Source organism: Ideonella sp. FW305-24 (genome assembly GCF_058788035.1).
Genome location: NZ_JBYTAI010000004.1, coordinates 382436 through 397118 on the forward strand (window position 1 = coordinate 382436; position 14683 = coordinate 397118).

The 14683-nt window shown below is 69.5% G+C and carries 9 protein-coding genes; 4 read left to right on the plus strand and 5 right to left on the minus strand.

What is annotated here, in order from left to right:
- Positions 1 to 4416, minus strand: coding sequence for a response regulator (locus tag AC3WR5_RS13695; RefSeq protein WP_492485188.1), 4416 nt, complete (start codon positions 4414 to 4416; stop codon positions 1 to 3).
- A 196-nt stretch (positions 4417 to 4612) separates the two neighbouring features.
- Here AC3WR5_RS13695 and AC3WR5_RS13700 point away from each other — a divergent pair, with 196 nt between their 5' ends.
- The gene (locus AC3WR5_RS13700) at positions 4613 to 5131 is read left to right on the plus strand and encodes a hypothetical protein (protein WP_492485190.1); all 519 of its coding nucleotides are present in this window, start codon (positions 4613 to 4615) and stop codon (positions 5129 to 5131) included.
- On the opposite strand, the gene AC3WR5_RS13705 is transcribed toward AC3WR5_RS13700, so the two are convergent.
- A complete protein-coding gene (locus AC3WR5_RS13705) occupies positions 5098 to 7782 on the minus strand; it encodes an excinuclease ABC subunit UvrA (protein WP_492485192.1) in 2685 nt (894 codons plus the stop codon). The genes AC3WR5_RS13700 and AC3WR5_RS13705 overlap by 34 nt on opposite strands.
- 89 nt (positions 7783 to 7871) lie before the next feature.
- Here AC3WR5_RS13705 and AC3WR5_RS13710 point away from each other — a divergent pair, with 89 nt between their 5' ends.
- Together AC3WR5_RS13710 and AC3WR5_RS13715 are read left to right on the plus strand one after the other, a co-directional pair.
- A complete protein-coding gene (locus AC3WR5_RS13710; RefSeq protein WP_492485194.1) occupies positions 7872 to 9032 on the plus strand; it encodes a hypothetical protein in 1161 nt (386 codons plus the stop codon).
- A 105-nt stretch (positions 9033 to 9137) separates the two neighbouring features.
- On the plus strand, positions 9138 to 10562 hold the full coding sequence (locus tag AC3WR5_RS13715; RefSeq protein ID WP_492485196.1) for a C13 family peptidase: 1425 nt from the start codon (positions 9138 to 9140) through the stop codon (positions 10560 to 10562).
- A 54-nt stretch (positions 10563 to 10616) separates the two neighbouring features.
- Here the strand turns inward: AC3WR5_RS13715 and AC3WR5_RS13720 are convergent, their stop codons facing one another.
- From AC3WR5_RS13720 to AC3WR5_RS13730, 3 genes are all read right to left on the minus strand, one after another.
- Complete coding sequence (locus AC3WR5_RS13720; protein WP_141289528.1) at positions 10617 to 10991, minus strand: GFA family protein; 375 nt, start codon at positions 10989 to 10991, stop codon at positions 10617 to 10619.
- A 111-nt stretch (positions 10992 to 11102) separates the two neighbouring features.
- A complete protein-coding gene (locus AC3WR5_RS13725) occupies positions 11103 to 12218 on the minus strand; it encodes an SMP-30/gluconolactonase/LRE family protein (RefSeq protein WP_492485198.1) in 1116 nt (371 codons plus the stop codon).
- Positions 12219 to 12344: 126 nt separating this feature from the next.
- The gene (locus AC3WR5_RS13730; protein WP_492485200.1) at positions 12345 to 13352 is read right to left on the minus strand and encodes an AraC family transcriptional regulator; all 1008 of its coding nucleotides are present in this window, start codon (positions 13350 to 13352) and stop codon (positions 12345 to 12347) included.
- 79 nt (positions 13353 to 13431) lie between these two features.
- Here AC3WR5_RS13730 and AC3WR5_RS13735 point away from each other — a divergent pair, with 79 nt between their 5' ends.
- Positions 13432 to 14667 carry an MFS transporter gene (locus AC3WR5_RS13735; RefSeq protein ID WP_492485202.1) on the plus strand — a complete coding sequence of 412 codons (1236 nt, stop codon included), beginning with the start codon at positions 13432 to 13434 and terminating at the stop codon, positions 14665 to 14667.
- Positions 14668 to 14683 lie beyond the last annotated feature (16 nt).

The window sequence follows — 14683 nt, forward strand, 5'->3', positions numbered from 1 at the left end:
TCAGCCTGCCGCTGGCCGGGACAGCCAGTTCAGCAGGTTCGCGTACAGCTCCTCGGGCTTGACCGGTTTGCTCAGGTGGTCGTCCATGCCGGCGGCCAGGCAGGCGTCGCGGTCTTCGGTGAAGGCGTTGGCCGTCATCGCGATGATGGGGGCCTGGTAGCCGCGGCTGCGCAGTTCCCGGGTGGCGTCCAGGCCGTCCATCCGCGGCATCTGCACGTCCATCAGGATCAGCGCGTAGGGCTGGTCGACCGCCCGGTCCAGCGCCATCTGCACGGTGCGCACGCCGTCTGCGGCCACGTCGACGGTCAGGCCGACCGATTCCAGCAGCGCCTTGGCAACCTCCTGGTTGACCAGGCCGTCTTCGGCCAGCAGCACTCGCCTGCCGGCATGCAGTTGGCGCAGGCTGGCCTCGGGCCCGCCAGGGGCTGCGGGCTGTCGAGGGGGCGTGGGGTGGGCCCGGCCCAGCACCCGCAGCAAGCTGTCGTGCAGCGCAGAGGCGGTGACGGGTTTGACCAGCACGCTGCTGAACCTGGCTTCGCGCACCTCGCGTTGCAGGGCGGCATCGGCGTCGGCCGTGACCAGCACCGCCGGGGGCAGGCCGGCCCCGAGCCGCTGGCGCAACAGCGCCAGGGTCTGCACGCCGTCCAGCGGGGCCATGCGCCAGTCGATCAGCAGCAGCTCGAAAGGCTCGCCGCGGCGCGCGGCTTCGTCGACACAGGCCAGCGCTTCTTCGCCGGAGGCCGCGGTGGTGACCAGCAAGCCGAGCCGGCGCAGCTGTCCGGAGAGTGCTGCCAGGGCTTCGGGCAGGTCATCGACCAGCAGGGCGCGGCGCCCGGCCAGCTGTGGCGCGTGACGGGTCGACGGCGCTGCCACGCGCAGCCAGGCGCTGAACCAGAACTCGCTGCCCTGGCCGGGCGTGCTGCGCACGCCGGCGTCGCCACCCATCAGCCTGGCCAGCCGCTGCGTCAGCGCCAGGCCCAGGCCGGTGCCGCCGTGCCGGCGGGTGGTCGAACTGTCGGCCTGCTCGAAGGCAAGGAACAGCGCGCCGATGCGCTCTGGCGCAATGCCGATGCCGGTGTCCCGCACGCTGAACTTCATCAACGCGCGGTCGCCTTTGCGGGCCAGCACTTCGCCGCCCAGGCGCACAAAGCCCTGCGCGGTGAACTTCACTGCGTTGCCGACCAGGTTCAGCAGCGCCTGCGAAAAGCGCGTCGGGTCGCCGACCAGCCGGTCGGGCAGGTGATCGGTGTCGACGATCAGCTCCAGGCCCTTGGCCTGCGCATGGTCGGCCACCATCTCGAAGCTGCGGCTCAGCACCGCGTCCAGCGAGAACTCGATGTCTTCGAGCTGCAGGCGGTTGGCCTCGATCTTGGAGAGGTCGAGGATGTCGTTGATGACCTGCAGCAGGTGCTGCGCCGAGTGCGCGATCTTGCCCAGCCGGTCGCGCTGGGCGGGTTCCTGGGCCTCGCGCTGCACCAGGTGGGTCAGCCCGACGATGGCGTTCAGCGGCGTGCGGATCTCGTGGCTCATGTTCGCCAGGAACTCGCTCTTCGAGCGGTTCGCGGCCTCGGCGCGGTCGCGCGCGGTGGCCAGCTCGCCAACGGCCTGCGCCAGCGCCTGGGTGCGCGTGTCGACCATCTGCTGCAGCCGGTGCCGGTGGTCCTGCAGCTCGGCGACCAGCGCCCGGTGCTCGGTGATGTCGTGGTTGATGCCGATCATGCGGGCCGGGCGGCCGTCCGCATGGCGGTAGAGCTGCCCCTGGCCGGCCAGCCAGCGCGTCTGGCCGTCATGGCGGACGATGCGGAATTCGTCTTGCCAGGGGCTGGTGGGTGCCTCGGGCTGAGGCTCGAACAAGGGCTTCAGCCGCAGTTGCAGCCGGCCCCGGTCATCCGGGTGGACGAGGCGGAAGAAACAGTCGGTGGGAACCGGTCCTTCGCCCGGTGGCAGGCCCAGCAGCTGGTACATCTGCGGGTTCCAGATCGACAGTTGGGTGTCGATGTTCCATTCCCACAGCCCCATCTGGCCGGCTTCCAGCGCCAGGTGCAGGCGTTGTTCGCTGGCTTGCAGCACGCGGGCCTGGGCCAGCGCCCCTTCGCGCTCCAGCGCGGCCTGGTGCATCTGGTCGGCCTCGCGCCGCATGCGGGCCAGCGCCAGGTGGGCCTTGACGCGGGCCAGCAGCTCGCGGGCCGAGAAGGGCTTGGTCAGGTAATCGTCGGCCCCGGCCTGCATGCCTTCGACCCGTGCTTCCTCGCCGGCCCGGGCCGACAGCAGGATCAGCGGGATCGCCGCGGTGCGCGGTTCGGCGCGCAGAGCGGCCAGCAGCTCGAAGCCGTCCAGCCCGGGCATCATCACGTCGGACAGGATCAGGTCTGGCGGCAGGGCCAGCGCGGCGGCCAGCGCGGCGCTGCCGTCACCCACGGCTTGCACCGTGTAGTGCTCGGCCAGCAGGCGGCGAAGGTAGTCGCGCATGTCGGCGTTGTCGTCGGCCAGCAGCACGCGGGCTTGCAGTTCCAGCGAAGCCGGCAACGGTTGCGAGCGGTCAATGACCGGGGCGTCCGGGGCGACCGGGGCGACTGATGCGTCCGGGTCCGCAGGCGCGTCCGGCAGCCAGCGCATGGCCTCTTCGACAAACGGCGCGGCGTCCAGCGCGGTCGAGGCCAGGGGTTGCGCGGCGCCAGTGCGCTCGGCGGACGGGTGGGCATTGCCCAGCGGCACGCGCACGGTGAAGGTCGAGCCGCGGCCAGGCTGGCTTTGCACCGCGACCTCGCCGCCATGCTGGCGCGCCAGCTCACGCACCAGCGCCAGGCCGATGCCGGTGCCCTCGAAGCTGCGGCCGTGGGCGCCACGCACCCTGTGAAAGCGCTCGAAGACCCGCGGCAGCTCGTCTGGCGCAATGCCGATGCCGCTGTCCGCCACCGTCAGCACCGCCATGCCGTCCTGCGCCACGAGGCCGACGCGGATCTGCCCGGCGTGTGTGAACTTGAAAGCGTTGGACAGCAGGTTCAGGACGATTTTTTCCCACATCTCGCGGTCCACCTGCACGGCGGCCGGCAGCGGCGGGCAGTCGACCTGCAGCGCCAGCCCGGCGCGCTCGATGGTGGCGCGGAACACGCTGGCCAGGTCGGTGGTCAACGCGGCCAGGTCGGTGGGCTCGAAGCTGGCCTGCAGCCGGCCGGCTTCGATGCGCGAGAAGTCCAGCAGGCTGTTGACCAGGCGCAGCAGGCGCAAGGCATTGCGGTGCACCAGGGCGAGCGTGGCCTGGTCCGCGGGCTTGCGGCCGCCGGGCTGGGCCAGCAGGTCTTCCAGCGGGCCCAGCATCAGCGTCAGCGGGGTGCGGAATTCGTGGCTGACGTTGCTGAAGAAGGCGGTCTTGGCGCGGTCGATCTCTGCCAGCGCCTCGGCGCGCCGCTGCGCCTCTTCGTAGGCCAGCGCATTCGCCAGCGCGGCGGTGATGGTGGCGGCGAACTGCTCGCACAGCCCGAGGTAGACCTCGTTGTGCGGCAGCCGGGGGCTCAGTGCCGCCACCAGCACCGCCATCGGCCGGCCCGCGCCGGGCGGCGAGATGGGCAGCAGCAGCGCACTCTGCGGCGGCTCGTCATAGGGCCCGGCGTGCACACCGCGCAGCCGGGCCGGCACGTCGTCGACCTGCAGTGGCTGGCCTTCGGGCAGCAGCCGGGCCAGCGGCCAGGGCGCATCCGGGTCGTCCAGCAGCAGCACCGTGGGCGTGGCCGGGGTGCCGGCGACCACACCGGTCGTGCCATGCAGGCGTGCACTGTCACCGGCCTCGTCCAGCTCGTACAGCAGCGCAAACGGCAGGTCGAAGCTGTGCTCGGCCAGGACCTCGATGGCGCAGGCGAAGACTTCGGCCATGCTGTGGCCGTCGCCGGTGCGGGCGGTCAGGTCGCGCAGTGCGCGGGCGCGGCGCTCGCCCAGCATGCGGGCGGTGGTTTCGGTGACCGGGTGGAACAGCCCGCCAACCTGGCCGGATTCGTCCCGGATCGGGCTGAACGAGAAGGTGAAGAAGGTCTCCTCCAGGTAGCCGTTGCGGTCCAGGAACATGCGCTGGTTTTCGAGGAACGAGGTCTCGCCCTGCAGCGCGCGATCAAAGGCCTCGCCGACAACCGGCCAGGCCGAGGCCCAGCAGGCGCGGAAGTCCTGGCCCATCGAGTGCGGATGCTTGCCGCCGCAGATCGGCCAGTAGCCATCGTTGTAGATCTGGACGTGCTGCGGGCCCCAGGCCAGCGAGATCGGGAAGTTCGATGCCAGGCACAGGCCGACGGTCGTGCGCAGGCTTTGCGGCCAGGTCTCGGGCGGGCCCAGCGGCGTGGCCGACCAGTCCATGCTGCGGACCAACTTGCCCATCTCGCCGCCATCGCCGAGAAAGGCCAGCGGGTCCTGTTGTTGTGCTGTCCGCATGTGCGTCCGGTCGATTCGAGGTTGGCCGAACGACCGCGGTTGGCACGGGCCGCGGTTCGACAGCCGCTTTCAGGTTGCGTGATCCCTACTGCCGAAGTCACTGCGTCAGGCCACACAGCACCGAAGTGGTGTCGATGGACACCGCCTGTATGTACCCGAATTCGACGACCCTGCCAACTCCTTAAAATGCCCCCCCATGAGCTTGCAAGACGCCGACGAGGCCGCCGAGGGCACCACGCCCGACACCATCCACCAACCTGGCCTGTGGCGCGACAACGGCTGGACCGCAAAGGTCCTCAAAAGTGAGGAGGGCGACGGCTGGGCCGTGGCCATGATCAAGGACGGCGAGCCCGAGCCGGCGCTGATCGGCCCGTGGACCATGGGCCGCGACAAGCGCAACCCCAAGCCGCTGGACACCGCTGCCTTCAACGTGCTGGTGAAGACCGCCTCCGAGGTGATCCGACGCCACGAGCAGCACCTGCACGCGATCAACCACCAGAACGTGGTGGTCGAGGTCAACGGCGAGCGCATCACCGTGACGCTGGACCTGGTGGCCGACGAATACGAACCGCACGCCATCCTGGCCGCGCAGGACGCCTACGGCGAGCCTCTGGCCAGCGTCAAGGTGGCGGCCAGCTTCAAGCTCAAGGCCGCCAGCGCGGTCGCCTGGATCGAGAGCGACTACGCCAAGCCGGGCAGCTCGCGCAGCAGGTAAGGCGCCGTGGCCGAACCTTCGGCCCGCGCGACTTCGGCTGGCGGGCCGGCCACGACAATGCGGCCGCCCGCGCTGCCGGCGCCCGGGCCGACGTCGATCACCCAGTCACTGGCCGCCACCACGCGCATCTCGTGCTCGACCAGCACGACGGTGTTGCCCGCGTCCACCAGTCCCTGCAGCTGCGCCATCAGCTTGTCCACGTCCGACGGGTGCAGCCCGGTGGTCGGCTCGTCCAGCACATACAGCGTGTCGCCGCGCTGGCTGCGCTGCAGCTCGGTGGCCAGCTTGATGCGCTGCGCCTCGCCGCCGGACAGCTCGGTGGCCGGCTGGCCCAGGCGCAGGTAGCCCAGGCCGATGTCGCGCAGCAGCGTGAGCGGGCGCGCCAGCGCTGGCTGGTCCGCGAAGAAGGCCAGCGCCTGGTCCACCGTCATGCCCAGCACCTCGGCAATGTGGCGCTCGCGGTAGCGCACCTGCAGCGTGGCCTCGTTGTAGCGTGCGCCGTGGCAGGCCGGGCAGGGCGCGTAGACGCTGGGCAGGAACAGCAGCTCGACGCTGACGAAGCCTTCGCCCTCGCAGGTCTCGCAGCGGCCCTTGGCGACATTGAACGAGAAGCGGCCAGCATCGAACTGGCGCTTCTTCGCCGCCGGTGTCGCCGCGAACAGCTTGCGCACCTGGTCGAACAGGCCGGTGTAGGTGGCCAGGTTGGAGCGCGGCGTGCGGCCGATGGGCTTCTGGTCCACCTGCACCAGCCGGCGGATTTTCTCGGCACCTTCGGCGATGCAGCCAGTGGTGACGGCCAGCGGCGGTTCGTCCAGCAGCTCAGCCGAATCGTCGGATACAAGTGCCTCTTCATGGCCCAGGTGGCGGCTCACCAGCTCCACCAGCGCCTGGCTGACCAGGCTGGACTTGCCCGAGCCCGAGATGCCGGTGACGGCGGTCATCGCGCCCAGCGGAAAGGCCACGTCCACCGCCTGCAGGTTGTTGCGGCCCACGCCGGCCAGCTTCAACCAGCCGCGCACTTCGCGGCCGGCCTTGGTGGGCGCAGCGCGGTGGCCGAACAGATAGGGCGCAGTTCGCGAAGCTGCCACCGCTTCCAGCCCGGCCGGTGGCCCGCTGTACAGCACCTGGCCGCCCAGCTCGCCGGCATCCGGCCCCACGTCCACCAGCCAGTCCGCCTGCCGCATCAGCCCCACGTCATGCTCGACGACGAACAGCGAATTCCCGGCCGCCTTCAGCTGCTGCAGCGCGGTCAGCAGCGCTTCGCCGTCCGCAGGGTGCAGGCCGGCGGTCGGCTCGTCCAGCACATAGACCACGCCAAACAGGTTGGAGCGGATCTGCGTGGCCAGCCTCAGCCGCTGCAGTTCACCGGAAGACAGCGTGGGCGTGCTGCGGTCCGGCGACAGGTAGCCCAGGCCCAGCTCGGTCAAGGTGTGCACGCGGCTCAGCACGTCCTGTGCGATGCGCTGCGCGGCCAGCCGCTTTTCCTCGGAGTCCCCCGCGGTGCGGCGAACGTCCGGCGTGGCGGTGTGTGCAGCGCCGCCAGCGGCCACGCGGCGCGCGTTGTCGGCCTTGGCCGCGCTGCGGCTCAGCACCTTGCCCTGCGCAGCCAGCGCGCCTTCGGCATGCGCGGCCGCAGGCGCCAGCACCTCGGCCAGTTCGGCCAGTGGCAGCTGCATCAGCTCGCCGATGTCCCGCCCGGCAAAACGCACAGAAAGCGCCTCGGGTTTCAGCCGCTTGCCGGCGCAGGCCGGGCACAGGCCGCCCACCAGGAAACGTGCCACGCGGCGCTTCATCAGCGCGCTCTGCGTGGTGGCAAAGGTGTGCAGCACGTATTTGCGCACGCCCATGAAGGTGCCCTGGTAGCTGGGCTCCAGCTTGCGCTTCAGCGCAGCCTTGGTTTCGGCGGGCGTGAAGCCGGCATAGACCGGCACCGTGGGTTGCTCTTCTGTGTAGAGGATCCAGTCCTTGAGCTTGCGCGGCAGATCGCGCCATGGCCTGTCCACGTCGTGGCCGAGCGTGACCAGGATGTCGCGCAGGTTTTGCCCGTGCCAGGCCGGTGGCCACGCGGCAATGGCACGCTCGCGGATCGTCAGCGTGTCGTCCGGTACCATGCTTTTTTCGGTCACGTCATAGACATGGCCCAGGCCGTGGCAGGTGGGGCAGGCGCCCTGCGGCGTGTTGGGCGAAAAGTCTTCCGCGTACAGCATGGGCTGCCCAGGCGGGTAGCTGCCGGCACGCGAATACAGCATGCGCAGCAGGCTGGCCAGCGTGGTCACGCTGCCGACGGACGAGCGCGTGCTCGGCGTGCCGCGCTGCTGCTGCAACGCCACGGCCGGCGGCAGCCCGTCGATCGAGTCGACCGCCGGCACGCCCACCTGATCGATCAGCCGCCGCGCATAGGGCGCCACCGACTCGAAATAGCGCCGCTGCGCCTCGGCATACAAGGTCCCGAAGGCCAGCGAAGACTTGCCCGAACCCGACACCCCGCTGAACACCACCAATGCGTCCCGTGGGATGTCCACATCGATGTTCTTCAGGTTGTGTTCGCGGGCGCCGCGCACGCGGACGAAGGCAGAGGGGGCGCGTGAGGGCTGGTTCGCGGTCGAGGCTTTGGTCACGGGTTCAAGCGGTGGGCTGTCGCGGTCCGTCATGCTGGCGTTTCGGGGTGCTGGCGCCCGAGGGCACGGTGTTGCAGGTAGATTCTCGGCTTCGATTTCAACTGTGCGCGCCTCGCATCGTCATGCCCCTGCTCATTGTCTTGCTGGCCCTCGTAGGCCTGAACATCTGGATCACGCGCCGGATCATCGGTCTGGGCGATGCCATGGGCCACAAGGACATGCACATCGCGATGGTGTGGATGGTGCCATTCATGGGGGCCCTGATGGGCCATGCCCAGGCCCGGGCACACGAGCAGGCAGCTCGCGCCGAGCTTCCGGTGCGCACTGGCGTGCTGGATACGCCGCCAGCGCTGATCGAGGCGCCGGGCGCCGAGAACTGGGTGATGGCCCATGGCCTGCAGCTGGTGCATGGCCATCCGCTGATGGATTGGCGCGCATTCGAGGCCTGGCTGGCGCCGCTGTCGCCTGCCGCGCAGCCCGGCCTGCGGCTGGCCGCCCACCGCGCCTGGCTGCTGCACATGCGGGACGCCCTGGGCGCGCATGTTTCGCTGCGTGAGAGCGAGGCCGCGTGGGTGCTGTCCTCGCTGGAGCCCGCCAGTGCTGAAGCCGTGGCGGCCTACGTGGCCAGGACGCGAGGGCGCATCGAGCGCGTGCTGGGCCCGCTGGCGCGCTTTCCCGCCGGGATGAAGAGCGTCGTGCTGGTGCTCGACCATGAAGACGACTACTACCACTACGTGGCCGCGCATGACCCTGGAGAAGGCGAAGCCGCTTTCAGTGGCGGCATGTTCATTGACGCTGGCTGTCCGCACTTCGTGCTGTGCCGTGCTGAGCTTCGCGACATCGAGCCGGTGATCGCGCATGAGTTGACGCACAGCGCGCTCGCCCACTTGCGCCTGCCTGTGTGGCTGGACGAAGGCCTGGCGGTCAACACCGAGCACCGGGTGGCCGGCGCCCGGCCAAGCCTGCACACGCCGCATGCCTTGCACGCCATGCATGTGCGCTTCTGGAACGAAGAGACCATCCAGCAGTTCTGGACCGGGGAGTCCTTTCGCAGGACCGATGACGGCAACCTGCTGTCCTACGACCTGGCGCGCCTGGTGGTGTCGCAGTTGTCCGGCCAGTGGAGCGTGTTCCAGGCTTTCGTGGCGGATGCCCGGCGCGCAGATGCGGGCGAGGCGGCCGCGGCCCGTCATTTCGAGCTGTCCCTGGGGCGCTACGTTGGCGCACTTTTCGGTCACCAGGATGCAGATGCCTGGTCGCCATCGGCCTTGGCCGGCAGCTGAAACAAGGCGGGCTTGTGTCGCCAAGAACAATCGAGGGAGTGGATGATGGTGAATGAAGCATCGGCCGGGCAGGGCTCGGAAGTGCCTGAAGAGACAAGCGCACCAATGCCCGTTGCCGTGGCGCCGAAGGTGCCCTTGCTGCCCCGTGGCGCACTCGGCGCCTGGTGGGCACAAGGCCTGCGCGCGGCCTTGCTGCTGCGGGCCAACGGCGAGGGCCTGCCGCTGTCAGCGGCCCTGCTGTTGCTGCTGTGGCTGGTCGGGCTGGGCGCGGAACTGGGGCTGGCGCGCCTGTTCATCGACGGCCCGGCGCGCTTCTACTGGCCGGCGCTGCTGATGAATCCGTGGATGGCCCTGGTGGTGTCTGCGCTGGTGGCCTGGCTGGCGGTGCGCGACCCTGCGGCCGAGCCGGGCCAGGTGCTGCGGCAGGCGGGCGCGCGGCTGGCCTTGCTCTGTGCCTTGATGTTGCCGCTGGTGTTGGGCAGCGCGCTGGTCTTGGTGCCGCTGATCCGTGGCATGGACAGCCAGGACGAGCAGGCCGTGGCGCTGGTGCAGTGGGTCAGCTGGATCTGGATGGGCTGGGTCTTCGCGGCGCAGGGCCGGCTGCTGTGGCGGGGTGGCACGGCCAATGGGCTTTCACGCTTTGCGGCGGTGCTGTTGCTGGTCGGCTCGCAACTGCTGCTGCAGTTCTACCAGCCGGTGCACTTCTGGTACCCGCAGCGCCCGCCCGCGGAGACCGAGGCTGACAAGGAGCCCCCGTTCAGCCTCACGCAGGAAGTCTTCGAGGCGCAGGACGATGTGCTGGCGAACGCGCTGGACGCGGTGCCGCCCCAGCACCCCGGCAAGGTCGATGTCTACGCCATCACCTTCGCGCCGAATGCCGACGAGGAAGTGTTCCGCCGCGAGAGCCACATGGTGGCCGAGGTCATGCAGAAGCGTTATGGCGCGGCGCCGCTGGAACTGATCAACCAGCGCGAGGAAACACCCGACTGGCCCTGGGCCACGCCGATCAACCTGGAGCGCGCGATCCAGCGTGCGGGCGAGCAGATGGACGTGGACGAAGACGTGCTGTTCATCCACCTGACCTCGCACGGCGGCCGCGACGGCGAACTCGCGACCTCGTTCTGGCCGCTGGACGTGGACTCGGTGACGCCGCAGGACCTCAAGTCCTGGCTGAACGAAGCCGGCATCAAGCACGCGGTGATCTCGATCTCCGCCTGCTTCTCCGGCAGCTGGATCGCCCCGCTGGCCGACGACGACACGCTGGTGATGACGGCAGCCGACGCCGACCACACCTCCTACGGCTGCGGCCGCCGCTCCCCGCTGACCTTCTTCGGCCGCGCGATGTACGACGAAAACATCCGCGCCGGCATGCCGTTCGAAGCGGCGCATGCGAAGGCGCGCGAGGTCATTGCGCAGCGCGAGAAGGAAGCCGGCAAGGACGACGGCTATTCGAATCCGCAGATTGCGATGGGGGCGAGGATGCGGGAGAAGCTGGCGGAGCTGGAGAAGCAGCAGGCGGGTGGGCGCTGAGCGATGCGCATCTTTGCCAGCACGCTAGCGCAGTGGCCTACCGGCCTGCGCCCGTCACCTCCGGTTTTCCAGGTGCTGCTCGGCGCCGTCGATCGGCCTCAGCCACGGTTCGCGGCGCTTGATCCACAGCTCGTAGCTCGGCACCAGAGGGGTGGGGGCTTGCGACAGGATGCCGAGCTTGATCTCGGCCTCTTCGTCGTCCACTGAGAACAGCCGCGCGCCACAGCGGGGGCAGAAGTGGCGGCCTCGGAATTCGGACGTGTCACCCGCGTGTTCGAAGCGTTGGACGGGCCAGATGCCGTAGAAGGTGAAAGCCGAGCCGCTTTCCTTGCGGCAGTCCATGCAGTGGCAGATGCCCACGCGAAGCGGTTCACCGCGAACAGTGAGCTGCACCTGCCCGCAAAGGCATTGTCCTGACAGCAGGTTCATGGCGGCTTCCTTTCTTGTCGGTGGGCCACCGCAGATGAGACAGGGGGGCTGGCCGTTTGTTCCATGGCGCCGAGGAGGGCGGGTGCCCTCCGCCGTGATCGCTGCAGGGACTCACACCGCGCCGTGCGCCTCCACATACAGCGCATAGACCGAGTGGCTGCTGGTCATGTAGAGGCGGTTGCGCTTGGGGCCGCCGAAGACCAGGTTGGGGCAGCGTTCGGGCAGGCGGATGAAGCCGATGGCCTTGCCCTCGGGGTTGAAGACCATCACGCCGTCCAGGTCCTCCGAGCGGCCCTTCAGCGGGTAGACCTTGCGGCCCGGCAGCAGCGGGTTGTCGACCGGTTCGGCGGCCAGCGCGCCGTTGCTGCCCCAGCCGCACCAGAGGTTGCCGTCGCGGTCCACCTTGAAGCCGTCCAGCGCACCCTGGTCGGCGGCGTCGATGAACTTGAACTTGTTGCTCAGCGTGCCGTCCGCGGCCACGTCGTAGCGCCAGATGCTGCGGTTCGGCGTGCCCTTCCATTCGACGACGTAGAGCTTCTTTTCGTCCGGCGAGAAGGCCAGGCCGTTGGGGTTGACCAAGTCGGTGAGCACGGCGGTGAGCTTGCCGTCGGTACCCAGGCGGTAGACGTTGGTCGTCGCCTGCTCGGGCTTGGCCTTGCTGCCTTCCCATTCGCCGTTGATGCCGAACAGCGGGTCGGTGAACCAGATGCTGTCGTCGGACTTGACGACGATGTCGTTGGGCGCGTTCAGGCGCTTGCCTTCGAAGCTGTCGGCGAGCACGGTGACCTTGCCGTCGCGCTCGGTGCGGGTGATGCGGCGGGTCACCGAATGCTCGCAGGTGACGAGCCGGCCCTGGCGGTCACACACATTGCCGTTGGCGAAGTTCGACGGGTTGCGGAAGACAGTGAAGCTGCCGTCCTTCTCGTCGTACTTCATGATCCGGTTGTTCGGGATGTCGCTGACCAGCAGCCAGCCCTTCTCCGGGAAATACGCCGGCCCTTCGGCCCAGCGCAGGCCGCTGCCGATCTGCTCCACCGTGCTGCTGTAGAGCCGGTACTTGGCAAAGCTCGGGTCCAGCACCATCACGGCGGGGTCCGGGTAGCGCTGGTTGGGCTTGAAGTCGAAGGACTGGGCCAGCGCGCTGCCGGTTGCGGCGGCGAATGCGGTTCCTGCCGCGGCTTGCAGCAGGCTGCGGCGGGGCAGGGTTGCACGGGTGTCGTCTTGCATGAGAGGTCTCCGATGTCATTGGTGTTATGACATCGTACAAGTCGAGTGCGCGTTGGGCTACCAGGTAGATGACCGTGATTCCACGGATGCGGGACGGGCGGAATCGGTGGTCATCGTATGACTTGTTCAGCGCCCGTCCAGCTGCTCGGCCAAGGCCTTTGCCAGGCTGGGCGCGTGGCCGAGCACGCGCTTGAAGGCGCGGCTGAAAGAGGCTTCTGAGTCGTAGCCCAGCCGGTCGGCGGCCACGGTGATGCGCATGCCGTCCTGCGCGATCCAGCGGCGGGCCTGGAACATCTTGATCTTGGCGACGTAGCGGGCCGGGCTTTCGCCGACCGAGTCCTTGAAGGCCTGGGCAAAGCGCGAGCGCGAGGTGCCCATCACATGGGCCAGCGCGGGCACGCTCCAGTCGCGCTCGGGCGCGGTGTGGATGGCGGCCAGCACCTTGCCCACGCCGGGGCAGCGCAGCGCGGCGATCCAGCCTGTCGGGTTGCTGCAGGCGCATTCGACCCAGGCGCGGATGATGCTGGCGGCCAGCACGTCGGCCATGCGCGCCAGGATGCCACAGGCGCCGATGCGGTTCAGCGCCACTTCGCGCTCCATCGCCTCCAGCAACACTGGCACGGTCGGGTCGCGCTGGGCCAGGTCGCCGGCGCGGATCACGTCCGGCATCATGGCCAGCAGCGGGTGCAAGGGGTCCAGGTTGAACTGCATGCTGCCGCAGAACATCACATGGCTGGGCGGCCCGGCTTCGTCGGCGGCGTCGCGCACGAGGTAGAGCTGGTCGACCACCGTGTCGCGTCCCAGCGAATCGATGTCCAGGGCCTGCACTTCGGGCGCACTGGCCAGCACATGGGCGCTGCCGCGCGGCAGCAGCACTGCGTCGCCAGCGTTCAGCTGCACCCAGTCTTCGGCCCCTGCGCGCAGCCAGCAACTGCCGCTGGCGACGAAGTGGAAGCGCGCCGTGGGTTGCTTCGGGAAGGAGATCGCCCAGGGGGCGTGCATCAGGCAGCGGCCGTACTCCACGCCTTCCAGCCTCAGGCCCAGCAGGATCTGCGTCAGCGGGTCCGGGCCGGACGTCGGGGCCAGGGCCGCGGCGGCCGTGGCGGTGGGCGGGCTGGAGAAACGGTCAAGCATTTGGGCTGTTCCGGCATGGAAAGCACTGGATGCTAGGCCTAAGCTGATCAACCTCAGGACCCACAAGGCTTCGCATTCCGTGTCATCCAATTCCTGCTCCGCGTGCCTGGCTGCCGCCAGCGAGCTTCCCGCCGCGCCCCCCGCAGCACCCGAACAAGACGCCGCACGCTGGCCTGCCGTGGCTTCGCTCTCGCTGGGCGTGTTCGGCCTGGTCACCGCCGAGTTCCTCCCTGCCAGCCTGCTCACCGCGATGGCGGCCGACCTGCATGTCTCGGTTGGCGCTGCCGGGCAGGCGGTCACGGCCACCGCGCTGGTCGGCGCCGTGGCCGCACCGGCCGTGCCGCTGCTGACGCGGCGCCTGGACCGCCGTTGGGTGCTGCTGGCGCTCACTGCCTTGCTGCTGCTGTCCAACGTGCTGGCGTCCACCGCGCAATCGCTGGGCGTGCTGCTGGCCGGGCGGGTGGTGCTGGGCATTGCCCTGGGCGGCTTCTGGTCCATGGCCGCGGCGCTGACCATGCGGCTGGTGCCAGCGCCGCTGTTTCCGCGCGCCATGTCCTTGGTGTTGACCGGCGTGTCCATCGCCACGGTGTGCGCGGCGCCGGTGGGCGCATGGATGGGCGAGCTGTGGGGCTGGCGCAGCGCCTTCGTCGCGGCCGGGGCGGTTGGCGTGCTGGCGTTTGCAGTGCAGCTGATCACGCTGCCGGCCCTGCCGCCGCATGGCGAGTCCAGCCTGCGGGCCATGGGCGAGCTGTTCACGCGGCCGGCCGTGCGCTTTGCATTGCTGGCGGTGCTGCTGGTGATCTCGGGCCACTTCGCCGGTTTCACCTACATCCGCGCCGTGATGGAGCAGGTGACGCGGCTGCCGGTGGAGGCGATCTCGGCCGTGCTGCTGGGCTATGGCATTGGCGGCTTCTTCGGCAACTTCGCGGGTGGCTGGCTGGCCGGGCGCAGCGAGCGCCACGCGATCGCGGCAGGCGGTGCGCTGATCGTGCTGCTGGCCGCGAGCCTGCTGGTGGCCGGCAGCTCGCCTGTCGTCACCGCCGTCGCCGTCAGCCTGTGGGGCTTTGCCTTCGGCGCCTTCCCGGTCGGCTTCCAGACCTGGATCGTGCGCGCCGCGCCGGACCAGGCTGAGGCGGCAGGCGGCCTGATCGTGGCCGCTTTTCAGATCGCCATCGCGTCGGGCGCCATCGGAGGCGGCTTGCTGGTGGACCATGTGGGCGCGCTGGGCGCGCCGGCCTTCGCCGTGGTCGCCGTCGCGCTGGGCACCTTGCTCACCTGGCGCTGGGGACCGCGGGTGGTGCCGGCACCCGCTTGAAGCCATCCATGAAAAA